This window comes from Streptomyces sp. JLYT201, from assembly GCF_059448825.1.
This window is the reverse complement of record NZ_CM182551.1, coordinates 7,733,794-7,757,830: the sequence shown is the minus strand read 5'-3', so window position 1 is coordinate 7,757,830 and position 24,037 is coordinate 7,733,794. Positions and strand designations below refer to the sequence as shown.

Here is a 24,037-nt window from a genome sequence, read left to right as displayed (position 1 = left end):
GGGCCCCGGTCGGCGCCGCGGGTTCGCCCTGGCCGGTGCCGCGGGTTCGCCCTGGCCGGTGCCGCGGGTTCGCTCCAGGCCGGTGCCGCGGGTTCGCCCCGGTGGGGCCCTTGGGGGGCATCAGGTTGTCCACACCCGCGCGTTTGTCCACAGGCATGCCCTGCGTGGAGGCATGGCCAGTAATCTCGCGCCATGGAGCAGAGGCATCTCGGCCGCACGGGTCTGCGCGTGTCCCGGATCGGGCTCGGCACCCTCACCTGGGGCCGCCCCGAAGAGACCGGTGAGAACGACGCGGCGGACCTGCTGAAGGCCTTCTGGGAGGCGGGCGGCACCCTCGTCGACACGGCCGACGTGTACGGCGACGGCGAGGCCGAGTACCTCCTCGGCCGCCTCGTGGAGCGGCTCGTGCCGCGCCGCGACCTGGTCATCGCGACCAAGGCGGGCAGCGTGCCGGACCCCGACCGCCGCTTCGACTGCTCGCGCGGCCACCTCCTGTCGGCGCTCGACGCCTCCCTCGCCCGCCTCGGCACGGACTATGTGGACATCTGGCAGGTGCACGCCTTCGACCCGGAGACCCCGCTGGAGGAGACGCTCCAGGCCCTGGACATCGCGGTCACCAGCGGCCGCGCGCGGTACGCGGGCGTGTCCAACTTCAGCGGCTGGCAGCTGGCGAAGGCCGCGACGTGGCAGCTGGCCGCCCCCAGCGCCCGCACCCGCCTCGCCAGTACGCAGATGGAGTACTCCCTGCTCCAGCGCGGCATCGAGCGCGAAGTGCTGCCCGCCGCCCTCGACCTGGGCGTGGGCCTGCTGCCGTCGTCGCCGCTCGGCCGCGGCGTCCTGACCGGCAAGTACCGGCACGCGACGCCCTCGGACTCGCGGGGCGCCTCCGAGCAGTTCGCGCCCTTCGTCGCGCCGTATCTGGACGAGGCGGCGAGCCGCGTCGTGGACGCCGTCGCCATAGCGGCGGACGGGCTCGCCGTGAGCCCGCTCCAGGTGGCGCTCGCCTGGGTGCGCGACCGCCCGGGAGTGACCGCCCCGATCGTCGGCGCACGCAACGCGCAGCAGCTCACGGCGGCGTTGTCAGTGGAGACCCTTAGTCTTCCTGACGAGATCTGCCAGGCGCTCGACGACGTGTCGGCGCCCGTGCACCGCTACCCAGACCAGGACTGGAGCACGCTGTGAGTACGGAGTCCGCCGCCGCGGAGGTTGCCGAGCCCGAGGCCCCGAAGGCCGCGGCGAAGCCCGAGGCCGCACCGGAAGCCGACGCCACGCCGGCGGAGGCCGCCGCGCCGGACGAGGACGCCGGGGCCGGCGCGACCGGGACGGACGACGGGTCCGAGGGCACGGCGGACGCCGAGAGCAAGGCCGGGGCGGGGAGCGAGCTGTCCGAGGCCGAAGCCGAGCTGGCCGCCCAGCGGGAGCTGCGGCAGCGGATCGAGGAGCGCAAGGCCGCCAAGGATGGCCCGCTGGAGGCGGGCGCCAAGCTCCAGGGCACGGCGGCGGACCTGCTCGCAGCGGTGCGGGCGGTGGAGAGCGGGGAGAAGCCCGTGGCCTCCGCCTTCCGTGAGCCCCAGCCCGTCGCGCCGCGCAGGCCCGCGCCGGAGCCGGTGCGGCGCCCGGCTCCCGAGGCCCCCGCGGCACCGGCCGAGCCCGCGGCGGAAGCCGTCGCCGCGGTGGCGGCGGTGCTCACCGAGGGCGGCGCGCCCGCCGCGCTCGCCCCCAGGGCGGCGGCCGCGCTCGGCGAGGGTGCCGACGAGCGCCTGCGCGAGGACCCCTGGCAGTTGCTGCGCCTCCCCGGGGTGCGGCCCGAGCAGGCCGACGGCTTCGCACGGGCCCTGCTCGGCGACGCGTGCGGCCCCGGGGACGAGCGCCGGGGCCGTGCCCTGACGGTGTGGCTCCTGGAGCAGGCCGCCCTCGCGGGGCACACGGCCCTCGACGCGGCCGCCCTCACCGCGGCTCTCGGGCAGCGCGCCGTGCCGGACCCGGAGGAGGCCGCGCAGGGCGCCCTCGCCGAGGGGGACGTGCTCGTCTTCCAGGACGCGCTGGAGGACGCCCCGCAGGAAGCCCCGGCCGCCGCCCCGGACGGCGAGGACGCCGGGCCCGAGGTGGAAGCCACCGCTCCGGTCCGCGTCCTGTTCGGCCTCGAGCGGTACGCGATGGCGGAGGAGAGCCTCGCCGACGGCCTGGCCCGCGTCATCAACTCCCTGCCGAAGGACGACGGTTCGGGCCCGGACGCCGAGGCCTGGGAGTCCGCCGCCGGTGCGGCGTCCGGCTCCGCCGCCGAGCTGATCCGCGCCGTCGCCGCGCACGGCCTGGTGCTGCACACCGGCGGCGAGGCGGCACGGGCCGAGCCCGCCGCCCTGGTGGCGGCGGCCCGCTCGCTCGGCCTGCGGGTGTGCGCGGCCGCGCACACGGCGGACGGACAGCGCCGCCTCGCCGAGCACGCGGGCACCGGCACGGACGACGGCGAGGGCATCGCCGTCACCGTGGCCGGGCTGCTGTCCGGGCAGCAGGGACCCGGGCGGGACGCCGACGGCGCCCTGGCCGTGGACCTCCTCGTGGTCCTGGACGCGCCGCAGCTGGACGTGGAGGCGGCGGCCATGCTCGTCGAGTCGCTGCCGGACGGCGCCCGCCTGGTGCTCAGCGGCGATCCGGGCGTGCTGTGGTCGGCGGGCCCCGGCCGGGTCTTCGCCGACCTGCTCGCGGCCCGCGCCTGCCCGCAGATCGCCTCGCGCACCCCGGACCCCGGCCCCGTCGGGGAGCTGGTGTCGGGCATCGGCGTCGGCGAGCTCATCGAGGTCGCCGCGCCGGACAAGGAAGTCGTGATCGTCCCGGTGCGCGACGCCGCCGACGCGATCCGGCGCACGGTGCAGCTCGTCGCGGACTCCGTGCCCCGCGCCATCGGCGTGCCCGCCGAGCACACGCAGGTCATCACGCCGGGCCACGGCGGAGCCGCGGGCACCCGCGCGCTGAACGCGGCGTTGAAGGAGCGGCTGAATCCCGGCCCCGGCCGCTTCGGCGGCTTCGACCCGGGCGACCGCGTCGCCCACGCCCCGGTGCCGGGCCGCACGGTGCTCGGCCGTGTCGTGCGGGCCGACGCGGAGGGCCTGCACCTGGAGTGCGACGGCGCCCCCGTGGTCGTGGCGAAGGAGCGGGTGGAGCAGAGCGTGCGGCACGCCTGGGCCGTCACCGCGCACCAGGCGGCGGGCCGCCGCTGGCCCGCCGCGGTCGTGGTGCTGCCGGGCGACGCCGCCGCGGCCCTGACCCGGCCCTGGGTGTACGCGGCGTTCAGCCGCGCCGAGCGCCATCTGTCGGTGGTCCAGGGGGTCGCACAGGCCCTGCCCCAGGCGGTCGCGGAGCGCCCGGCCAAGGAGCGCACGACCCGGCTGCGCACGCTGCTGCGGCCACAGCTGCCCGAGGCGGACTAGGAAGCAGGCGAACGCCCCCCGGCCGGGTCGGCCGGGGGGCGTTCGCATGTTCGCGTACGGCCCCGCCGCGCGGGCGTGACCAGCCACGACGATCCGTCGGGCGTCGAGGCCGCGGCCGGCCGGGGCCACCGGTGCGGCGCACCGGCAGCGCTCTCAGGCGGGCTCGCCGCGCTTGCGGTCGACGACTTCCACGTCGTCGATGTCGTCGTCGAGCGCCACGACCTCGTCCGGGTCGTAGTCGAGCTCGCCGTCCAGGTCGGGATCGGCCGGATCCGCACCGTCCTCGGCGTCCTCCAGGTCCTCCAGGCCGTCCGGCTCGTCGTCGAAGACCGCGCTGACGTCGAAGCGGCACACGACCCGCTGGGGGTCGCTCTGGTCGAAGGGGGCCTCCAGCCACTCGCCCGCCTCGGCGGGCTCGTCCAGGGCCGTCACCCACAGCGTGGAGTCGCCCTCCTCCAGGCCGAATTCCTTGTGCCGGGAGGCGATTTCGTCTGCTTCGAACTCACCGAAGAGCAGGCCGATGGCGCCCGGCAGCGTGCCCGCCTGGCGGTCGTCGTCCGTCGCGTCCTCGTCCGCGGCCTCGACGCGCGCGGCCTGGGCGAGGAGTCGCTGCGGCTCCGCCACCGCGTAGTCGCGCCGGATCAGCACGCTCAGGGCGGTCGGCTCCGCGGGGCCCTGGTACGGCGGCAGGCTGTCCTCCGCGCCGGGGATCTCGAAGGGGGTGACCTCGTCGTAGCGGTCGTAGAGCAGCTCGTCGTAGGCCTCGGCGGCGGCGGCCAGCTCGTTGAACGCGTCGTAGACGTCCGGATCGTCCTCGCCCGACCTGCGTTCGACCGCGGCGAGATGGCGGTCGAGCGCGGTCTTGACCGCCTCGGCGGCGGCGCGTACCTCGGCAGCGGTGGGCTGCGCAGCATCAGACATAGTGCAGACGCTATCCGTACCGGGCCTGTGCCCGCACAATAGATGCGATGCCGGAATACGAATTTGTCGACGTGTACGTTCCCCGCGGGGTCTCCCGCAAGGAAGCCACACGTCTCCTGACGGACCACGCAGAGTACGGACACTGGGAGTTGGACCGCCTCAGCCTGCACGCCGACGGCAGTCGGCGGGTGCGGCTGCGACGGCGCATCATCCGCCAGGCGAGGGCCACTTGGTGAGCCGTGGCCGACGGACGGTGTGAGCAGGGAGGGGGCCCCGCGGTCGCGGGGCCCCCTCCCTGCTCACACCGGGTCAGGCACGTGCTTTGCGGTACAGGACCGAGCCCGCGAGCAGCATGCCCGCGCCCATCGGCAGGGCGATGCCCGCCGACAGGGGGCTGCCGGTCTCGGCCAGCCGGTCCTTGCCCTCGGGCGGGGTGAGGACCTGGGCGTCCGGCAGGTTCGGGGTGTCGACGGAGTGCGGGGTGCCGGGGTGGGCCGGGACGTCCGCGCCGGGGTGACCGGGTCCGCCGGGCTGACCGGGTCCGCCGGGGTGACTGGGCTTGACGGGTCCTCCCGGCTGCCCGGGGTGACCGGGCTTTCCGGGCTGCCCGGGCTTCCCCGGGTGGCCGGGCTGTCCGGGGTGGTCGGGCTTCACCGGTCCCCCCGGCTGACCGGGCTTTCCTGGCTGGTCCGGCTTGCCGGGCTTGCCCGGGTGGCCGGGCGTCCCGGGCTGATCCGGCTTCCCCGGGTGGCCGGGCTTGCCCGGTCCCCCGGGCTGGTCGGGGTTGCCGGGCTGGGTCGGGTTGCCGGGGTGGCCCGGCCGCGGCGTACCGCCGCCTCCCTCGTTCGCGCAGTCGTTGCCCGTGACGGCGTTGCCCGCGCCGCCGATGGTGACGCTGTTGCCGCAGACGTTCACCGGGGCGTACACCGGCGCCTGCACGGTGTTGCCGGAGCCGATGCCGGGCGAGTCGTGCGTACCGCCGTGGGCCGACGAGCCGCCTCCCGAGGGGTGCTCCCCGTAGCCACCGCCGTGTCCGTCGCCGTAGCCACCTCCGTGACCTCCGCCGTGGCCGTGGCCGCCGCCGTGTCCTGGCGAGCCGGACGAGTTCGTACAGCTGTTGCCGATCGCGGGATTCAGCGCCCCCACCACGTTCACGGTGTTTCCGCACGCGTTCACGGGAGCGTGTACGGGCACCTGGACCGAATTGCCCGAAAGGACCCCCGGGGAATTCGAACTGGCGCCATTCGCATTCGAGTCGGCGTGGGCGTAGCCGCTGGTGACCGCGAGTACGCCACCGGCGGCCGCCGCGGTGATCAGCCCTTTGCGCGTGACCTGTCGCATTGCTTTCCCTGCCTTAGCTTCGGAAATGCACACGGGCCTCGTCGCGCCGTGCGCTCAATGCCCGCGGCCCCGGAGTGCATGGCACGCACTCCGGGGCCGATGGACTCAGACCCTCATTGGGGTGGCGCCCCCCTCAAGGGGCGAGGCACAGCAACGTCACTTGTTGACGCAGTAGTTGCCGAAGGCGGGGTTCAGCACGCCGATCACCGAGATGGTGTTGCCGCAGGCGTTCACCGGCACGTGCACGGGGATCTGCACGACGTTGCCGGAGGCGACGCCCGGGGAGTGCACGGCGGCGCCCTGCGCGCCGGCGTCGGCAGCGGCGACGCCCGCACCGGCGAGCACCAGGCCGCCGGTGGCAACCGCGGCGGCGACAACCTTCTTGATCATTGTTCCTCCTAGTTGGCAATGCGGTCCCAGCCGCGGACCGCACCACCTGTAACGAGGAGGCCATAGGACGGCTACGAGCACCGGACTGCTTTCACTCTTTTCAGTCCAATACGCACGCGCAGCCGATTATTGGAGTTTCGTTTCGGCTTATTGACTGGATTAATGGAGCGCCGGCCCCGCCCGTTACGACGCGTCGATGAACCGGTCGAGCACGCGCACGCCGAACTTCAGACCGTCCACCGGTACCCGCTCGTCCACGCCGTGGAACATGCCCGCGAAGTCCAGCTCCGGCGGCAGCTTGAGCGGTGCGAAGCCGAAGCCGCGGATGCCGAGGTCGTCGAAGGACTTGGCGTCCGTACCGGCCGAGAGCATGTACGGGACGGCGCGGGCGATGGGGTCCTCGGCCTGGAGCGCCAGCTGCATGGCGTCCACGAGCGCGCCGTCGAAGGTGGTCTCCAGGGCCTTGTCCGCGTGCACGTCCTCCCGCTTGACGTTCGGCCCGAGGATCCGGTCCAGATCGGCCAGGAACTCCTCCTCGTACCCCGGCAGGAAGCGTCCGTCGACGTGCGCGGTGGCCTGGCCGGGGATCACGTTGACCTTGTACCCGGCGCCGAGCTGGGTCGGGTTCGCGGTGTTCTGGAGCGAGGCGCCGATCAGCTTGGCGATGCCGCCGAGCTTGGCGAGCGTCTCGTCCATGTTCTCCGGGTCGAGCTCGGTGCCGAGGGCGTCGCCCAGCTCGTCGAGGAAGTGCCGCAGCGTCTTGGTGACGCGGATCGGGAACTTGTGCCGCCCGAGCCGCCCGACGGCCTCGGAAAGCTCCGTGATCGCGTTGTCCTTGTGGATCATCGAGCCGTGGCCCGCGGTGCCGTCCACGGTCAGCTTCATCCAGTGCATGCCCTTCTGGGCCGTCTCCACGAGATACAGCCGCAGCTTCTCGTTGACGGTGAAGGAGAAGCCGCCGACCTCGCTGATCGCCTCGGTCACGCCCTCGAAGAGGTCCGGGTGGTGGTCCACCAGGTACCGCGCCCCGTACGTCCCGCCCGCCTCCTCGTCGGCGAGGAAGGCGAGCACGATGTCCCGGGGCGGCTTGCGGCCGCTGCGCAGCCGGTCGCGCACGACCGCGAGGGTCATCGCGTCCATGTCCTTCATGTCGACGGCGCCCCGGCCCCACAGACAGCCGTCGGCGATCTCCCCGGAGAAGGGGTGGTGCGTCCAGTCCTGGGCGTTGGCGGGGACGACGTCGGTGTGGCCGTGGATGAGCAGCGCGGGCCGCGACGGGTCCTCGCCCTCGATGCGGGCCACCGTGGAGGCGCGCCCCGGGTGCGACTCGAAGATCTGCGGTTCGAGCCCCACCTCCGCGAGCTTCTCCGCGACGTACTCGGCGGCCTTGCGCTCCCCCGGCCCCGAGTGGTCGCCGTAGTTGCTGGTGTCCATGCGGATCAGGTCCCGGCAGAGGTCGACGACCTCGTCCTCACCGGACACGACCCCCGCCACCCTGCCGCCCGTGGTCGGCTCGCTCACGCTGTTCCTCCCGCTGTCGCACTCTCGGTCCCCTCCATCCTCCCGCGCCGACCGTCCGGGCCCAAGGGCGGGCGGCCCTCGTCATACGCCGTTCACGCTCATGACCTGCGTGATCAGGCACCCCCGAATGTTTGCTATGGTTTTCCACGTCGCCGCGGGAAACCGCGACAGACCACCGGTCCGGGTGGCGGAATGGCAGACGCGCTAGCTTGAGGTGCTAGTGCCCTTTATCGGGCGTGGGGGTTCAAGTCCCCCCTCGGACACCAGCTGAGACCCCACTTCACGTGGGGTTTTCTGCTTTTCTGGGCAGTGGCGTGACCAACCACGTGACCAACGGCCCAGAGAGTCCCCTGGTCAGACCAGGGATGACAGGCCGATCCGGGCCGCGCTGGACGCGGCCAGCTTCTTGGCTCCCTCGGCGCGACGCCTGCCGTAGCGCGTCATGGTGTAGCCCGGCGAGTGGTGCCGGGCGTTGGCGGAGACCTCCACCGGGTTCTCGTGGCTGTCGAGATCGTTTGTGATCTTCGACGCCCGCCAGTCGTGCAGCCGGAAGCCGTCCGGCAGCTTCATCCGCGCACGGGCCGTGCGCCAGCGGGCCGATACCTTCTCCGGATCCTGCGGACCGCCCGCCGTGCGCCCCTTCTGGAGCTTGAAGCCGTCACGGGCGAACACCAGGCCGTGATCCACCCACAGCGGCCCCAGCCGCTCCTTCTCTGCCTGCCGGCGCTCCCGCTGCCATTTGAGGACGTTCATCAGGGCTTGGTCGACATAGATGATCGCGTGGTCGTCTCCGTCCTTGGTGAGCTTGCGCAGCCGGTATGTGTTGCCTTCTTCGACCACGACCCAGGCCAGTTCGATGGCGCAGTCGTCCCAGTGGATGAGGTCCCACATCCATCCCAGGGTCTCGCTGCGACGGCACGAGGTGGCCGCGTAGGACGTCCACAGCGGGGCGTCCCGCAGGCAGTGATGGGACAGCCCGTCACAGGCTCGGTTGCCACACGGCCTCCATATCTGGCCCAGGAAGTGCGCCGTCTCCTGGTCATTGAGCGTCGGAAAGTCCGGCTGAGCTGCCTTGATCTGCCGCTCCGTGGGCGGGGCGGCGGTATGGGCCGGGTTGACCGACAGGAGCTTCCTGGGGCCGGTCACGGAGTCCAGGGCGGCCGAGATGATGTTGTGGACGTGACGGACGCTCTTGGGGCCCAGGGGTTTGTTCCCGTTGGCCTCGATGGGCTTAGCCTCCAGCAGCCGGTACAGCTCGTCCAAGCGTTCGTCTGTCACCTCCACTACCTTCACCGTTCCTATGTGGGGTTTGATGTGCAGGCGGATCTTCGGCTCGTAGCCTTCCCGGGTGGTGTCCTCGCCCCGGTGCTTGCCAAGCCATGAGTCCATGAGCTGGCCCATCGTCAGGTCCGAACGAGGGGTGAGCGTTCCCGCCTCTTGATCGCTGAGCCAGCGGCGAAGCGCCCGCTCCGCCTCAGTCTTGGTCTTGTACTCGCGACCTACCCAGTAGCGCTCCTTCTTGCCTGTCGCCGGGTTGAAGTGGAGTGGGGTGCGCACACCCCAGGTGTTGGGTCTGCCCTTGCGCGGGATCTCCACCGGAGTCCCCCCGAGCTTGTTTCCGCGCTTCGTCACGTGAGTTGATTGCCTTCCTTCTAGTCGAATGGACCCGTCTTGCGGGCGTTCCAGATGGCTTGGCACTGCGCAGTGATCTGGTTGTTCGAGTCGATGAACCCAAGCTTTCTGAGCTTGGTGACCCGGGTGGACACCGACGACTGACGCACCCCAGTCCGCTCCACCAACCCCTTGACCGGCGACTTGCTGATCTCGCAGATGCACATCCAAGCCACGGCCCACTCCGCGTAATCCGCATCAGAGCGGCACTGTTGTGGCAGGTCGCTGAACGGATTCCCCCACACCTCAGCGAGGCTGAGGTCCTCCTTCACTCTGGCCAGCAGACTCCTGGCCTGCGCCTTGACCTCCCCTAGCGGGAAGGAGCGCAGGACATCAACTGGCACCCCTCCGGCCACCCCTTCCGCCTCCGAGTCGCCGAGGATCACCGCTACCTCTCCAGGGCCCTCATACGGGGCCCACAGCGGGCACACGGCGCGCAGGAGCCAGGGCCCCCGCCACTCCTCCCAGACGAGAGCCTGGGGGTCTTCGAGGTCGTCAGACCGCCATCCGGGCGGCAGGTTCATGTCCACGACCGCAAGGTAGCACGATATGGATTGACAGGTTGCATCGTAGTGAGTCACTCTCGGGATCGTTGGATGGAAACCGAGAGCGACCAGAGGGGGACGATGCCGCCAAAGCTGATGACCGTTGAGGATGTTGCCGACTACTTGGCCAAGCCCCGATCTTGGGTGTATGGGAACTGGCAGCGGGAGGGCATCCCGTTTCGGAAGGTGGGCCAGGCGCTGCGATGCCGCCCCGCTGATTTGGAGAAGTGGCTGGACCGCCAGAGTTGATTGATTTGTTCAACGTGTTCTTAGGGCCCCCGAGGCGAACGGGGCCCTTTTTGTTTGCCTGTTGAGAGGACTGTATTGAGCAACGCCAGCAAGGGCTACACAACCATTCCGCCGTCCGGCGACAGGGGGCGAGCGCGATTACAGAAGCAGGCAGACGCCCTCTTGAAAGCGGCCGGAGAAGGAGAATGGGAGGACTGGCCCACCCCTTGGCCTAAGCAGGAGGAGACAGAGTTCGAACGCATGGCTGCCGCGTACTCCGGAATCCTCTCTCTGGCCGATGCCGCTCTAGCTGCCATGCAACCCGCCCTCGACCCCGAGGCTGGGCGTGAGGAGATACGGCGACTGATGGAGGAAAGGCCCGGAGCCGGGGAGGCAACAACCCTTGCTCATCTACTGGATGCACCCTCTACTGAGACTGACCACGGATCAGGCTTCACTATCCAGCGAAAAAGCTTCCCTCCTGAGCGATGCCGGTGGCTTGGCTGCGACGAGTCTCTGCACACCCCTCAGAAGCCGTACAAGACTGGCAAGCCCCGGAAGTACTGCCAGGCGCACCGCAAGGCGTCCAGGGCCCGCACGCAGCGCCTCCGAAGGGCAGGCATCCACGTAGGGAAGAACAGGAACCTGGTCTACGAGTACGACGGCCTGGAGGAGCAGGAGCTGGACGGCTACCGAGAGGCGTGGGGCCGCCTCAACACTGCCAGAATCCAGCGATGACCAGCCGTTTCATGAGCGTGAAGCTTTAACCCACAGCTAGTGGAGGAGTGATCCTCTGGGGCCATGCACACTCGGCGGTGTGCCTCTGGCGCGGCCTACGGGCCGGGCAGTTCCTAAGTCGTTATGAGGCTCTGCGGATACCTAGCTGACGGTTATGTGAGACGTAGAGAAACGCTTTCCTCCTTGCCCTTGATCAGAGTTGTCCTGATGGGGGGTAAGGGGGGCAGTTTCTTCTCTTACGTTTCCTGCCTCTGGTTATATAACTACCCGCCCCCAGGCGGGACAACAATCAAGTAGTTGCAGTTATTGAATCGATCAATCTTCATCACCTCCCCCTTAAGGGGGATAGTTTGATGAGTTAGTTGATTGATTGCTAATGAGTAAATCTAGATTGACGAGTAGCTTAGGAGGTGTCGCCTTGGGCGACATGGTGAACGATTCTGCTCCCGCAGAGGCTGATGGCGGCCCCCCGGCGGCGGCCTCGGGGAATGATGCTTCTGCGGCTCCACCCGCCCCTTCAGAGGAGCCCCGGCAGTCGCTGACTTATGACGAGCTGCTGGCCGACCGTGACAAGTGGCAGCAGGAGGCGGAAAACTTCCAGGCCGCCAAGGAGACTGCGATCGAAGAATCTCTGAAGAATGCCCGCGCCGAGGTGAACCGCAAAGTGATTCACAGGATGGTCCGTGCTGAAGTATGTGCACACGCCCTTAATGAAGGCCTGAGTCTTTCGGATATACCGAAATCGAAGTACCTCAAGATGGATTCATTCCTGGGCGATGATGGTTACCCAAGTAGTGACCACATTAAGAGTTTCATTGATTCGCTATCAGGGCAGAAGCGGCCGAAGTTCCCTCAGATCGGCGAGCAACCCGCTCCGTCTCCCGCCCCGGCGGCAGGCCTCAATGGATACCGTCGCCCCTACCCCGCAGGGATTTCTCTCGACACTCGTAAGCGCTGAATTGGAGAATGCCTATGACCTACGCCTATCAGAACCCTTCAACTGGAACGTTCAATCCTGCGATATGGGACTCCAAGCTACTGGAACAGTTCGACCCTCTGCTTGTGTGGGCCTCTCGGTGGGTCTCCAACAACAAGTACGAGGGACCCATCCGGAAGCAAGGGGACGTCGTCCACATCAACTCACTGATGCGTCCCACGGTCGGTAACTACACATTCGCCGAGGGGATGACTGCCCAGCGGCCGGAGACCGTGGATCAAAGGCTCCCGATCACTGAAGCCAAATACCTACAGGTTCTCGTTGAAAACGCCGAGCGTCTTCAGCTTGCTGGTGGCCTTGATTCTCCGATCAATCGGCAGATGATCCGCGCCCTGGCCCGTGAGGCTGACACGTTCATGGGCAACGTCATCGCCAAGGGCGCTACGGCAATGCCGAACATCAAGGCAACGACAGAGAGTGCGCCCAGGGCCTTCTTCAGCGCCATCCTGGACATGATGCTGGCTCTGGATGACAGCGATGTTCCAGAGGGCCGCTACGTCGTCGTTTCGCCCCGGGTGAAGCGGTATTTAGTTGAGTATCCAGCCGTGGCCAACGCGTCCGAGTACGGCGCGGGGGGTGTCACCATGAACGGCGCCTTCGCTCAGCTTGCCGGGTTCACGGTCCTGTCCACCACTGCCATGCCGAAGGGCGTCGATATCGTAGCGGGGCACAACGAGTTCGCCACGTACGCAAGTCAGTTCACCGGCTTCCGCGAAGGACAGAGCGAGAAGTACCGGGCCGACTACATGGACAACCTCCACCTGTACGGCGGGAAGATCGTCAGGTATCCGGAGCTGGACACCAAGAAGGCGGACAATAGCTTTGATGAGTCCAAGCCGACCAAGGGAATCCTCAAGACTGCCGTGGAGTGGGCCGCCTGACGTCCTGTGAGACTTGGTCGGGGCCCCGGCTGATGGCGGGGCCTACCGTCCAGCGCTGCCCGACGACTCCTTTAACCCCTACTTCCCTTGTTGCCCGCACTCATACGTCTTCCGGTGGGTAGACGAACCTCTTCGTCCTCGCAGACAATCCCGTCAGGCGGAAAGGTCTTCCATTGTCAGTAATCTCTGTTGACCCTTCCTTCCCGTCCACCGTCCAGAAGATTTCACCCTTCCACTCACAGTAGTACTTATCCGCATCCACGGTAATCTGGAAGTACTCCAGCTCCTCTTCGGACACAAAGAATGGAAATTCCGCAGGGCCCGGAGTGGAGTACGGCACCGAGCTATTCGAGCCGATCATCGGCTGAACTTTCGGAGTGCGCTTATCCAGGTTTATATAGAGGTGTCTGCTAGGAGCTTCACCTCCACCCCATAGAAGCATGTGTGGCCCACGCAGGGCGGGAGTGCGCTTTACCACTTCGACTTCCATTCTGTGAATAAGGATGGATTTCCTTGATGCACCCTGCAAGCTCAGAAAAATAATTTGACGGTCGGCCGCAGTTGCTTCACCATTTTCCTCCCACTTCACCAGGGTCGCTGTCTGATTCTTCTTCGGCAGAGTCTTTCCTGGCGCTATCCACCCCCTAGTGGGACTACTTCCCGACCCTTTCATTACTACCACCTGAAGCTCTTCATGCCCGCCTTCCTTGAAGGGGTTGATACCCTCCCCGACCCCTGTCAGTGACGGCCCCAGGGGTGTAGTCAAAACAACTATCAATACGCTTGAAGCGATGCCGATTAATACTGTTCGAGTGTCGGTCTGTAGCGAGCGCCACCAGCCTAGTGGCGTCCGCCGACTTCTGGAAAGTGTCTGCCCAGACCTCTCATCGTTGGGAGGTGGGTCTTCCGGAGCGTCCATACTCGCCGAGTGTACGGAGCTAGCTGGTCTTGCGTAAGCCCTTTTGGGAGCACGGGATATTTTAAGTTGAGTGTAGAGGCTGATGAATCTTAGGTGCTTCTAGAGAAGAAAGTTGAGTAAGTTAGAGGAATAAATTAGCGTGGCTCCCGGCATGGCGCGCCACGCAGGCAATGCACGGGGCGCATGACCACGATTAGACAAACGGCAGGTCGCAGATAGAGAAGGCCGCGCATCGCAGCCAGCACGGCGCCTGAATGCCGCGCCGGGGTCTTCTGCTGTCCAGTGTCCGGATAATTGAAGGATCTATCAACCAACATCCCCACCTTCAAGGGCGGGGTTGGGTCAGAGCTACGCCCCCGCCCTCCGGGGCGGGGTTGATCCGATGTCATCGGCCGGGGGATATAACCCCCGGCCGCATCAATAATGTACGTGTCCTATCGCGAAAGCCGGGACAGGGTGTGACGCAGCACACGGTGATGATGATTCATCACTATGCTCCATCCGGCTCACAGGTCGAATCTGAGGCCGCAGGCTTGCTTCGAAGCCCCTGAGGGCCCTTCTGAGGCTCTATGGCGGGTCTTCTCGACCCTTTCCAGGCTGGATCCGCTGTAGCGGCTCAGCGAGCCGTACAGGGCTTCGGAAATAATGAAACCCGTACACGGTCGAAGGACAGCGCCCCTGCGGTCCTTATCGCTTATCAATCCAAGCATTACCCCCGAATGCGTGACGAGATAGATTAACTATTCCGAGACCGTGCATTAATCATTTCGTTATCACCTGATGCTGGGATGAGTGGAGTTTCGAAATCCCGCTCACGGAAGCGGGAGCAGCAGCCGTTGAGAGCACTTCTCCGGCCGTCAGTGACTCGCTCTGCCTCATCAGCCCTGGGGGGACTGTGCGCACGACAGTTCAGGTCATCAGCTACGTGGAAAAGGTCGTCTGTGACGGGTGCCTGTCGAAGGACGGAACACAGACAGAGGCAACCGAGACTCTGAGCTTGGGTGACCGCTCGTGGGATCTGTGTCTTGAGCACTCCGTGCGCTTCTCCCGCTATCTGGTGGACGCGTTGGGTGCTGGTCTGCCGGACGACGAGAACAAGGCTGAGACGGAAGCTCAGGACGCTGATACGTCCATGGCTGCTGAAGCCGAGGGGCTGACTCCTGATGTGGATCTGGCCGACTACGTCTCACGGATCACCGACAGCCGTAAGGCTTTCAAGGGGAGGCCGCTGAAGCCTGGTACTCAGGCCGCGCGGGCTCAGTGGTCCGGGCACCGTGAGCGATTGGCAGCGCTGCCCGGCAAAGAGCGGGCCGACTACGAGAAGTGGTGTGCCGCAGAGGGCAAGGACGCCCGGCTGACGGCCTCGCACGTGGAGTTCCGGGGCTTCATGTGGGCCAACTTCCCGCACATGGCCAGGGCCTACGCAGACGCCATGCGTGGCAGACCGCAGCCTCATCAAATCAACTCCCCTGAAGGGCAGGCAGCATGAGCGCCCCTGACTTCTCCGCCATGGCGACAGGGCGCATGGGGGCCGTCGTGTCCTCCCTGGCTCCGCACGTCGAGTGGTCGCCCGTCGGGCTGCTGGGCGGGCTGCTGTGCGCCTTCTCCGCCATGCTCCCCGACACTCGTGTTCAGCGCGGGTCTGGCTCCATGCCGCTGATGCTGCATGTGCTGCTGTGCGGTGGCACGGGTGAGGGCAAGGGCCAGTCCTGGGGCATCGCTGAGGCCATCGCCCGGGACGCGAACCGCACCTTCATGTCCGGCAACGTCATCCACGGTGTGGTCGGCGGAGCAGGCGTCATCCAGGCCGTGGCCGACTGCGGCGAACACGCCTTGATCGTCGATACCGAGTACGCCCGCGTCCTGCGGGCCGGACGACGACAGGCCAACCTGTCCCAGGTCTTGCGTGATCTGTGGGACGGCGCTCCGGTCGCCACGTCCAGGGCCAAAGATCCGATCCAGGTGGATCATCCACGCGTGGCGATCATGGGACACATCACGCCCGAGGAGTTCCGCGCGAACCTCACTGGCACTGACCGGGACGGCGGCTCGTACAACCGGCTGCTGACCCTGCCCGTCTCTCAGGTCCGGTGGCTGAGCGAGCGGGAGCGCATGCCCGTCCACCTGATCCCGGAAGCGGGTGAGCACTTCGCACGGGCCCTGCGCTACGGGCAGCGCGTCGGCACAGTCACGCTCGCTGCGGACGCCTACGAGGTGGCCGACACCATCCGGCACGACCTGTTGGGGAAGGCCCGTGAGTCGGAGGATCTGAGGCCGTTCGCGGCTCGCTGCAACGAACAGGTGCGCCGCATCGCTGCCCTCTTCGCGCTCTTCGACCTGCGGAGCGAAATCACCCCAGACGATCTACGGGCAGCAGCCTGCCTGGTCACCCACGCCATGAGCACAGTGGAGGCCATCGCCACAGACAGCGGCAGCAAGACCAGCAAGCGTCAGCCGCTCAGCCTCGCGGAGAAGGTACGCGCCCGACTGGAACTCTTTGGAGGCTCCGCCCGCTCCTCCCAACTCCTGCCCTACGTCGGAGCAACCGCCGCTGAGGTTAAAGCACTGCCCGGCATCCTCGTCACACAGGAGCGGAACGGTGTCGGCCGACCAGCCGTCGTCTTCTCGCTCGGCAGTGATGGCAGGAGTAGTGATCCGATGAGCCCGGTGCCATCGTCCGTTCAGGAAGCCGATCTAGACCTCAGCATCAGCGGAGGCAGAGTTGTTTCGGCAGGCAACCATCGGCCTGCTCGTATAGAGGCCGCATCCGTTCCCGTGTCTGTGGCTGCGAGGGCCGAACCGTCCGGGGACAACCCCTTTCGGGCACTTCTCTAATCAATCAACGCACACAGCACAAGGCCCCCACTGGCTCAGCCGTGGGGGCCTCACAGTTGCTGGGGATCAGCCAGCTACGCGTGACGGTGACGGCGGTCCGGGCGGACTCCGGCGGTGCCGCACCAGGCGCAGGGGACTGCGTACAGGGTTCCGTCCTCGCTGACGAGTGCCTGAGCGCGATAGCCCGAGCACATCCCGCAGCGTCGCATTCCTCGGCCGGGGGCGTCCGCTCGTATCGTGGCCAGGAGTTCAGTCGCTGCCGCGTACCTGGGGTTGATCCACTCCATGCTGCTCCTCCTAGCTCTCATTTGGAGAGTAGGGGGCCACCGGGGTCCGGGGTGGCTAGTTGTGCTTTCCGTCTCCGTTTCCACCACCGTCAAAGCACGACGCACAGCTCTTCGGTGTGTGCTCGCACTGCGCGGCTACCGAAATCCGCCGATCGGCCGGTGCTCCCCACAGCTTCTGATCCACTTCGAATCCGGCCTTCACGATCGTGATCTGAGTCCGGTGCAGTTCTTCCGGGCTGTGCCGCGACGGGTCCGGCCGCTCAGGTGTGTGGTGCACAAACCGCCCGAGGCTCCGGCACAGCTCCGCGTACGTGGCTGTGTGCAGGATGAGGGCGTGCCAACCCTCGTCCACGACGCGGGATGGCCTGAGCCGTTCCTCAGGGCGCGTGGCGCACGTAGCCACAAATTTGAGGGCCTCTTCGACGATCTGCTCGGCAGTGGCCTGGTCCAGGTTCTGGTTGTTGTCGATCACGGTTGCGCTGATGGCGGCGAAGCGCTCTGCGCTGATCAGTTCCCTGACAGGTGTTGCACCCTGCTTCAGGGGCGTGCTTGCCTGCATGTGTCCTCCAATCTGATTGGATGAGCACCCCAGCGGGCTGTACTTGGCGGTGCGCCCGCCGGGGCCTCGGACGTCCTCTTCCTAGCGGCGACCACCGCCCTTTCTGCTCTGGTCGTTGGCCTTCTTGACCTTCTCCGACAGATCGCCCGGATCGCCCTTCGGCTTCTTGCTGTCGTCGCTCACGCGGGAACCCTCCGGCCTTCGAGTGCCTTGGCGAGTCGTTCGGCCGTGGCGATGTTGACCATGCCGAGATCGATCAGCGGAACCACTCCGGCCGTGTCGACTCGCAGTGAGCGAAGCTCGATTCCTTCCGCCTCCAGAGCGGCGGACAGTCTGATCTGCACGCGCGATGCCAGCTCGTACGTCGTGTCTTCTCTGCTGCTCATGGGGCGATGTTGGGCGCCCCGGACGGACGTATCTCCCCCTGCGTCAGAGACAGTTGAGACGTTCGGCGCTACGGTTCGAGAAGGCCCAAACGTCCACACCGAGGGGGTTGACAGTGAATGTCGCGCTTCGATCGGCTCTGGACGACGCGGGCATGTCCCCACGCAAACTCGCGTACCGGGTCGGGGTATCGATCAAGCAGGTGGAACGATGGCTCGCAGACGCAGAACTGACCCCGCACGCAGCCAACCGTGAGGACGCCGCACAGGCGCTTGGAGTGGACGAAGAGATGCTGTGGCCGCAAGTGGTGAAGGACCGGATCAAGACCGGCAACGATCGAGAGATCATCAACAGCTACCCGTATCGATCCGCGTGCCCGTCGACCGTTTGGACTGAGCTGATCGACTCAGCGGCGAGTGACATCTTCCTGGCGGGCTACACGAACTACTTCTTCTTCACGCAGGTCCCCGCGTTCGCTGACACGCTGCGCCGAAAGGCGGGCAGCGGCTGCCGGGTGCGCTTCCTGCTCGGTGACCCCGAGGGGGAGGTCACGCGTCAGCGTCAGGTCATCGAGGACGTGACGCTGAGCGTGTCGACACGTATCAAGATCACCCTTGGGGAGCTGGAGAAGCTGGGGCCGCTGGACGGCCTGGAGGCGCGGTTCAGTGCTGCCGAGGACGCCGTGAACCATGTGTCGCTGTCCGTGTTCCGCTTCGACCGCGAAGCGCTCGTGACCCCTCATCTCGCTCGTCTCGTAGGACACGACTCCCCCCTGTTGCATCTCCGCCGCCAAGGTGATGGTGGGATGTTCGACCGGTTCGCCGAGCACGCTGAGGAACTGTGGTCGCGGGCTGTACCCGTGGCGCAGTAGGTGCTGCCTGAGGCGCAGGGTGATGGTCGTGGTCACGTGACCAACGCATGACCAACAGCGGCCGAGAACGGGCAGAAACAGCAGGTGAAGGTGACCAACCTCCGCAGGTCCGAAGGGGGCTCGGAGGGTGCGTTCTCGCAGGTCAACAAACAAATGAGCTGGTGCCCGAGAGGAGAGTTCAAGTCCCCCCTCGGACACCGACTGAGACCCCTGCTTGTCAGGGGTCTCTGTGTTTTCCAGGTAGTGCCGCGGGCCGCGCCGGTCGGGCCCGTGGGCCGCGTCGCGGCTGGGTTTGTGGGGCGTGCGCGGGTGGTTCGGCGCCGTCTCTGTCAGTCCGTGGTCCAATACCGTCCCTCCGGGTCGTACTTGGCGGAGAGTTTGGCCCATTCGGCCGGGTGGCTCGAGATGACGTAGTCGATGACCGTGCCGGTGGCGGCTCGTTGTACGGGAGTGCATTTCTCGCAGTTCGTTTGCAGGGCATCGGGGAGCAGCCGCTTCAGTTCCTCGGCGTCCGGGGTGCACGTCCCCTTGTCCATCAGGCAGTTGAAGTAGTTCGTGAAGAGGCGCTTGCTCTTCAGGATCCGGTCGACGTCGATGTTGTCGAAGCGGGCGGTGTAGGTCTCACCGGGCGGTGTCGGGTCGCTGGAGGGGTGTGCGGGGGCCGCTCCGGCGGCCGGGCCCGCGGCCAGTGAGGCCGCCAGGGCCGCGGCGATGACGAATCCAGAGCTCAGGCGCATGACTCTCCTTCGGGCGTGGGCCTTCGAGGGGCGACTCCAGGACATCCGACGGGCCCGCGGGCTGCACCCCGGCCTGCTCCAGGCGTGCGCCCGCCGCAGCCCGGGCCCGTGGGTCACCGGGTGCGGGGGCCTGGCTGGAATGCGGCTGACGCTGGAGGGGTGTCCCAGATGAGACTTGCGGCCATGCCGAACGGAGCCCAGTCCCTCATCAGCGGCCTTGTGGAGGCCGGAGTCCAGGTGTGCTTCGCCAATCCGGGCACGTCCGAGCTGCACATCGTGACCGCGCTCGACGACGTGCCACGGATGCGGCCGGTCCTGTGTCTCTTCGAAGGCGTCGCGACGGGTGCCGCCGACGGGTACGGCCGCATGACCGGCCGCCCCGCCAGCACGCTGCTGCACCTCGGCCCCGGCCTCGCGGGCGGACTGCCGAACCTGCACAACGCGCGCCGGGCCGGCACGCCCGTCGTGAACGTCGTGGGCGACCACGCGCTGCGGCACAAACGCCTCGACGCGCCCCTGGAGTCGGACATCACCGCGCTCGCCCGCACGGTGTCCGCGTGGACGCGGCGCGCGTACGACGCCACGGACCTCGCGGAGGACGCGGCGGACGCCGCGGCGGCCGCGGCCGGGCCGCCCGGGGCCGTCGCCACGCTCGTCGTGCCCGCCGACGTCGCCTGGGCGGACGCCGAGAAGCCCGCCGCGCCGCAGCGCCGGGCCGCCGTCCCGCACGGCTTCGTGTCCGAGCGGGGCCTGGAGGAGGCCGCCGCGGTGCTGCGGTCCGGGGAGCCCGCCGCGCTGCTGCTCGGCGGCGCGGCCACGCACGGGGCCGGGCTGCGGGCCGCCGCGCAGGTCGCGGGGGCGACGGGCGCGCGGCTGCTGTGCGAGACGTTTCCCGCGCGGCTGGAGCGGGGTGCGGGCCTGCCGCCCGTCGAGCGCCTCGGCTACCGCGCGGCCGACGCCGCGAGGCAGCTCTCCGGCGTACGCCATCTCGTGCTCGCCGGGGCGTCGCTGCCGGTGCCGTTCTTCGCGTACCCCGGGCAGAGCGGAGTCGTCGTACCCGACGGGTGCGAGGTCCGCGAGCTCGGCGGCGCGGGGCAGGACGTGGGGGTGGCCCTGCGGGAGCTGGCCGCCGCCGTGGGCGGCGCCGCCGCCGCTCCGACGGCGCAGGAAGCGGGGCGGCCCCGGGTGCCCGGCGGCGAGCTCACCGCGGAGACCGCGGCCGCCGTGGTGGGGGCGCTGCTGCCGCAGGGGGCCGTCGTCGTGGACGAGTCCAACACGTCGGGCCTCTGGCTGCCCGGCGCGACCGCAGGGGCGCCGCCGCACGACTGGCTGACGCTCACCGGCGGGGCGCTCGGACAGGGCCTTCCGCTCGCCGTGGGCGCGGCCGTGGCGCGGCCCGAGCGGCCCGTCCTCGCGCTCGTCGCCGACGGGGCCGCGATGTACACGCTGCCCGCGCTGTGGACGCAGGCGCGGGAGGGCCTCGACGTCACGACCGTCGTCTTCAGCAACCGCGCGTACGCGATCCTGGGGCTCGAGCAGGGGATGATGGGCGCCGCCGTGGGGGCCGCGGGGCGGGAGCTGTTCGACCTCGGGCGGCCCGAGCTGGACTTCGTCGCGCTGGCGCGCGGGATGGGCGTTTCCGCGGGGCGGGCCACGACCGTGGAGGGGTTCGCCTCGCTCCTGGAGCGAGGGTTGGCGGAGCCGGGGCCGTTCCTGGTGGAGTGCGTGGTGCCGCCCATCGCGTGACGCCCTCAGCCGGGAGGGTCCCGGCCGATCCCTCAGCCGTCAGCGATTCGGGTGGGGTGTCACCTGGCGCCACGGCGCGAAGGCGGTGGCCGTGCGCGGGAGGAGCGCGGCGAGTTCGGGGCAGTGGCGGAGGATGACGGACTTCATGCCGCCCTTCTGGACCCAGTCGATGCCGAGCGGGGTGTAGATCTCGGGGCGGAAGTCGACGGTCAGGAAGCGGTCGCTCTGCAGGCGCCTGGTGGCCATGAGGATGAAGACGCGGAACGCCGTGTCGCTGAAGCCGAATCCGGTGGGCGGGTTCTCGGCGAACAGGCCGATCACGGTGTCGATCTCGTCGACCGAGGCGTAGACGTCCTTGAGGCGGGCCAGCGTCTCCGGTTCCTCGGTCAGGTCCTCGAAGCGGCGCACGCGCGGCTTGTGCAGACCCGCGAGGAAGTCGTTGTAGCGGGGCACGCCGCGGCGCCGCGTACGGACGAGGTCGACGACGGACAGGTCGATGATCTCGCCCTCGCGTTCGAAGGCCTGGAGGGCGCGGGGGAAGTTGTGGAGCGTGATGGCGCCGGGGTGGGCGATGCCGAAGGAGTAGAGGGTGTTGGCCAGGCCCGTCTTGCGCAGTGCGCCCTCGGCGGCGGCGCCGTTGATGTCGGGGAAGCCGACGGTTTCGAGGCGCTGCCCGAACTGGTGCTCGCGCAGCTCGAAGTCGTCGGGGATCAGCGGGTGCATGCGGTAGACGGTGACGAAGTCCTCGGTGAGGGAGTACGGCGTGTGGTGGTGGTCGGGCAGCGTGCCCGGGATGCCGGTGAGCGCGTGGGCGTCGAAGAGCCACAGGCCGAGCTTGGTGAGCCAGCTGTCCGGCGGGCCGTCCCAGTTGGTGTGCAATCCGATGTCGAGGGCCTCGGTGGCGAGGATCGCGGGGGTCCACTCCACGGTGTGGATCTTGGCGATGAGGGCGGAGACGACGAGCCGGGCCGTCTGGTAGACGGACTCCTCGCTCATGGCCGGGTAGGCCCCGCGCAGGGCGTCGCAGACGGCGTTGTGCTCGCGTGCGAAGAGGGTGTGCATGACGCTGAGGCCGAGCCACCAGCTGTCGGTGAAGCCGCTGAGCGGAACGCCGTGCCGGCCGATCGGCAGATGCCCCTGCTCCAGGCGCAGCCGGGCGCCGCCGTCGGGCGTGCGCAGGGAGCGCGCGGTCGTCTCGTCCGCGCCGTACACCTCGGAGCCGTCCCACCAGTGCGAGGCGGTGTTGCCGAAGAGGACCGGCGGGCGCCCGTCGGGCACGGGCAGGCCCTCGTTCTCGGCGAAGCGCATCACGGTCTCGGCGGGGCCGCCGGGCGTGTTGCGCCAGGACATCCCGCCGGGCAGCGGCACCTCGACGGTCTTGGTGCCCGCGGGGTGGCGGCGGTGGTTGACCCAGTCGTGCACCTGGAACTGGATCCAGGCGGCGGCGAGGACGTTCAGCGAGGTCGCGGGCAGGAAGGTCTCGCGGTGCAGGAGCTGCCTGCTGACGGTGACGGGGTTCGGCGTGTCGAAGAGGTCGGGGCGGTAGTCGGGGGTGAGGTTGCGCCCGAAGGCCGCGCCGACGGAGCCCATGGCGGGCGCGGACAGGTCGTTGTACGTGCCGTCGTAGCTGCGCGCGGCACGCAGCCGCTCGTCGGGCGGGCGCGGCACGGGCCCGGGCTTCGGCGGTGCCTCGTGCGCGTCGGTGTCGATGAGGTTGAAGCGGCGCAGCGCCCTGCGCAGGAAGACCAGGTTGAGCAGGCTCGCCCACGTCGGCAGGCGGTGCCAGGGCACCGAGCGGTTGAGGAGCCGGAAGGCGGCGCCGACAGGCGCCGACAGGATCCGGTTGCGCAGGGGCTCCGGGGAGCGGAAGCGCAGGCCCGCGCGGTGGGCGGCGCTCGCTTCGTAGGCGGCCTTGCGGGCGCGGTTGAGGTTGCCGAGCGGCCGGAAGTCGTCGGTGGTGTACCAGGGGTTGAAGGCCAGTTCCTCGACGCGGCCCGCGGCGGCGCGGGCCTCGGCGGTGTCGAGGTCCTGGCTGGGGATGGTGAGCCGGGCGACGGGCAGGGCGGGCGCGACGGCCTCGCGCCAGTCGGCAGCGCCGTCCTCGATGGGGGTGCGCGTCTCGTCGACGTACCGCTGGACGCACAGGTCGAAGGAGACGTCGGAGCCGGCGAGCCGGTGTTCGAGGTCGCGGCGCAGGCGGTTGGGGTCGCGCCGGTCGGAGCGCGGCCCGGGTGCGGCGCCGCCCGCCGGGCGCAGCAGATAGCGGACGGGCCCCGCGTCGCCCCACAGGATCGCGCCGCGGCTCCAGTACGTCTCGCCCGCCAGGCTGGTGACGGTGCGCCGGGTGGCGGCTCGTACGGTGCGCCGCATGCGGGTGGCGGTGGCCGGGCCGACGGCCAGCGGAAGCTTGACGAAGAGGCCGAGGGCGGCCCGGAGCGGGGTGTGGGCGCCCGCCATGGCCCGGGCGAAGGCGACGAACTCGGGGGCGTCCTTGGCGTGCGACACCGGCCAGTTGGTGGCGAGCAGGTCGTGGCTCTCGTCGGCCGACACGTCGACGCGTACGGCGATGCCGCGCAGGTCGGCGGCGCCGTCGGCCTGCCGGATGCCGCTGGCGTTGGAGAGCCGTACGGTCGCCGGGTACTCGGCGCCGGGCCGGGCGAAGCCGCCGCGGAGCGCGTCGGGCAGGTCGTCGTGGAAGCGCAGGCGCGCGTTCTCCACGCCGAGCACGGCCTTGGCGTGCTGGGTGCGGGCCAGGGAACCGGCGCCCGCCGCCCGCTTGTTGACGTCCTGGACCCTCATCAGCTCGCGGGCGAGCCGTTCGAAGACACGGCGCTCCGCTTCGGGGCTGCCGCCCAGATAGCGCTCGTAACTCCGCTCGTACGGTGTCGCTTGGGCCATCGGGCGCTTCCCTTCGCACGAGGTCGCGTACACGGCGGGAGGCGTCGACGCTACTGGCGGCGCGGGGCGGCCGCAGCGCGCGATCCCGCCATGTGCGGGGGCCGCGCACGGGGTCGAACTGGCGGGCGGGCGGCGGTGTC

General features: G+C 68.7%; 22 protein-coding genes and 1 tRNA gene. 12 read left to right on the top strand and 11 right to left on the bottom strand.

Annotation, left to right across the window (positions count from 1 at the left end; translation table 11 throughout):
• The first annotated feature begins 192 nt into the window (after positions 1–192).
• Entirely contained in the window at positions 193–1,182 is a 990-nt protein-coding gene (locus AC5WAM_RS32995; RefSeq protein ID WP_366789652.1) for an aldo/keto reductase, read from the top strand.
• On the top strand, positions 1,179–3,428 hold the full coding sequence (locus AC5WAM_RS32990) for a helix-hairpin-helix domain-containing protein (RefSeq protein WP_495519773.1): 2,250 nt from the start codon (positions 1,179–1,181) through the stop codon (positions 3,426–3,428). The genes AC5WAM_RS32995 and AC5WAM_RS32990 overlap by 4 nt, the downstream gene beginning before the upstream one ends.
• Positions 3,429–3,581: 153 nt before the next feature.
• On the opposite strand, the gene AC5WAM_RS32985 is transcribed toward AC5WAM_RS32990, so the two are convergent.
• Entirely contained in the window at positions 3,582–4,349 is a 768-nt protein-coding gene (locus AC5WAM_RS32985) for a hypothetical protein (protein WP_366789650.1), read from the bottom strand.
• 47 nt (positions 4,350–4,396) lie between these two features.
• On the opposite strand from AC5WAM_RS32985, the gene AC5WAM_RS32980 reads away from it, so the two are divergent.
• Entirely contained in the window at positions 4,397–4,585 is a 189-nt protein-coding gene (locus AC5WAM_RS32980; protein ID WP_138958767.1) for a DUF5703 family protein, read from the top strand.
• 73 nt (positions 4,586–4,658) lie between these two features.
• Here the strand turns inward: AC5WAM_RS32980 and AC5WAM_RS32975 are convergent, their stop codons facing one another.
• From AC5WAM_RS32975 to AC5WAM_RS32965, 3 genes are all read right to left on the bottom strand, one after another.
• Positions 4,659–5,690, bottom strand: coding sequence for a chaplin (locus tag AC5WAM_RS32975; protein ID WP_495519772.1), 1,032 nt, complete (start codon positions 5,688–5,690; stop codon positions 4,659–4,661).
• A 156-nt stretch (positions 5,691–5,846) separates the two neighbouring features.
• Positions 5,847–6,080: a chaplin ChpH gene (gene chpH / locus AC5WAM_RS32970; RefSeq protein ID WP_030686223.1), complete on the bottom strand. Its 234-nt coding sequence runs from the start codon at positions 6,078–6,080 to the stop codon at positions 5,847–5,849.
• 183 nt (positions 6,081–6,263) lie between these two features.
• Positions 6,264–7,601, bottom strand: coding sequence for a M20/M25/M40 family metallo-hydrolase (locus AC5WAM_RS32965; protein ID WP_495519771.1), 1,338 nt, complete (start codon positions 7,599–7,601; stop codon positions 6,264–6,266).
• Positions 7,602–7,779: 178 nt separating this feature from the next.
• Here AC5WAM_RS32965 and AC5WAM_RS32960 point away from each other — a divergent pair.
• A tRNA-Leu gene (locus AC5WAM_RS32960) sits at positions 7,780–7,867 on the top strand.
• A gap of 88 nt (positions 7,868–7,955) precedes the next feature.
• Here the strand turns inward: AC5WAM_RS32960 and AC5WAM_RS32955 are convergent.
• Complete coding sequence (locus AC5WAM_RS32955; RefSeq protein ID WP_495519770.1) at positions 7,956–9,233, bottom strand: site-specific integrase; 1,278 nt, start codon at positions 9,231–9,233, stop codon at positions 7,956–7,958.
• Between the two features lie 20 nt (positions 9,234–9,253).
• Complete coding sequence (locus AC5WAM_RS32950; protein WP_495519769.1) at positions 9,254–9,802, bottom strand: hypothetical protein; 549 nt, start codon at positions 9,800–9,802, stop codon at positions 9,254–9,256.
• Positions 9,803–9,868: 66 nt separating this feature from the next.
• Here AC5WAM_RS32950 and AC5WAM_RS32945 point away from each other — a divergent pair, with 66 nt between their 5' ends.
• The 4 genes from AC5WAM_RS32945 (at position 9,869) to AC5WAM_RS32930 (ending at position 12,661) form a co-directional block, all read left to right on the top strand.
• Positions 9,869–10,066, top strand: coding sequence for a helix-turn-helix domain-containing protein (locus AC5WAM_RS32945; protein ID WP_495519768.1), 198 nt, complete (start codon positions 9,869–9,871; stop codon positions 10,064–10,066).
• Positions 10,067–10,141: 75 nt separating this feature from the next.
• Complete coding sequence (locus AC5WAM_RS32940) at positions 10,142–10,783, top strand: hypothetical protein (protein ID WP_495519767.1); 642 nt, start codon at positions 10,142–10,144, stop codon at positions 10,781–10,783.
• Between the two features lie 418 nt (positions 10,784–11,201).
• Complete coding sequence (locus tag AC5WAM_RS32935) at positions 11,202–11,741, top strand: hypothetical protein (protein ID WP_495519766.1); 540 nt, start codon at positions 11,202–11,204, stop codon at positions 11,739–11,741.
• Between the two features lie 14 nt (positions 11,742–11,755).
• Positions 11,756–12,661: a phage major capsid protein gene (locus tag AC5WAM_RS32930; RefSeq protein ID WP_495519765.1), complete on the top strand. Its 906-nt coding sequence runs from the start codon at positions 11,756–11,758 to the stop codon at positions 12,659–12,661.
• Positions 12,662–12,761: 100 nt separating this feature from the next.
• On the opposite strand, the gene AC5WAM_RS32925 is transcribed toward AC5WAM_RS32930, so the two are convergent.
• The gene (locus AC5WAM_RS32925; RefSeq protein ID WP_495519764.1) at positions 12,762–13,580 is read right to left on the bottom strand and encodes a hypothetical protein; all 819 of its coding nucleotides are present in this window, start codon (positions 13,578–13,580) and stop codon (positions 12,762–12,764) included.
• Positions 13,581–14,475: 895 nt separating this feature from the next.
• Between AC5WAM_RS32925 and AC5WAM_RS32920 the strand changes: the two genes are divergently transcribed.
• Both AC5WAM_RS32920 and AC5WAM_RS32915 read left to right on the top strand, forming a co-directional pair.
• Complete coding sequence (locus AC5WAM_RS32920) at positions 14,476–15,069, top strand: hypothetical protein (RefSeq protein WP_495519763.1); 594 nt, start codon at positions 14,476–14,478, stop codon at positions 15,067–15,069.
• Positions 15,066–16,415 carry a DUF3987 domain-containing protein gene (locus tag AC5WAM_RS32915; RefSeq protein ID WP_495519762.1) on the top strand — a complete coding sequence of 450 codons (1,350 nt, stop codon included), beginning with the start codon at positions 15,066–15,068 and terminating at the stop codon, positions 16,413–16,415. Before AC5WAM_RS32920 ends, AC5WAM_RS32915 begins: the two co-directional genes overlap by 4 nt.
• Positions 16,416–16,757: 342 nt before the next feature.
• Here AC5WAM_RS32915 and AC5WAM_RS32910 read toward each other — a convergent pair whose 3' ends face one another.
• Both AC5WAM_RS32910 and AC5WAM_RS32905 read right to left on the bottom strand, forming a co-directional pair.
• Positions 16,758–17,261: a glycine-rich domain-containing protein gene (locus tag AC5WAM_RS32910; RefSeq protein ID WP_495519761.1), complete on the bottom strand. Its 504-nt coding sequence runs from the start codon at positions 17,259–17,261 to the stop codon at positions 16,758–16,760.
• Positions 17,262–17,440: 179 nt separating this feature from the next.
• Positions 17,441–17,647 carry a hypothetical protein gene (locus AC5WAM_RS32905; protein WP_495519760.1) on the bottom strand — a complete coding sequence of 69 codons (207 nt, stop codon included), beginning with the start codon at positions 17,645–17,647 and terminating at the stop codon, positions 17,441–17,443.
• A 113-nt stretch (positions 17,648–17,760) separates the two neighbouring features.
• Between AC5WAM_RS32905 and AC5WAM_RS32900 the strand changes: the two genes are divergently transcribed.
• Positions 17,761–18,516, top strand: coding sequence for an XRE family transcriptional regulator (locus AC5WAM_RS32900; protein ID WP_495519759.1), 756 nt, complete (start codon positions 17,761–17,763; stop codon positions 18,514–18,516).
• Between the two features lie 329 nt (positions 18,517–18,845).
• Here the strand turns inward: AC5WAM_RS32900 and AC5WAM_RS32895 are convergent, their stop codons facing one another.
• Positions 18,846–19,253 carry a 4CSP family protein gene (locus AC5WAM_RS32895; RefSeq protein ID WP_495519758.1) on the bottom strand — a complete coding sequence of 136 codons (408 nt, stop codon included), beginning with the start codon at positions 19,251–19,253 and terminating at the stop codon, positions 18,846–18,848.
• Between the two features lie 183 nt (positions 19,254–19,436).
• On the opposite strand from AC5WAM_RS32895, the gene AC5WAM_RS32890 reads away from it, so the two are divergent.
• Entirely contained in the window at positions 19,437–20,999 is a 1,563-nt protein-coding gene (locus AC5WAM_RS32890) for an acetolactate synthase large subunit (protein ID WP_495519757.1), read from the top strand.
• A gap of 39 nt (positions 21,000–21,038) precedes the next feature.
• Here AC5WAM_RS32890 and AC5WAM_RS32885 read toward each other — a convergent pair whose 3' ends face one another.
• Entirely contained in the window at positions 21,039–23,897 is a 2,859-nt protein-coding gene (locus AC5WAM_RS32885; protein WP_495519756.1) for a peroxidase family protein, read from the bottom strand.
• Positions 23,898–24,037: the final 140 nt, after the last annotated feature.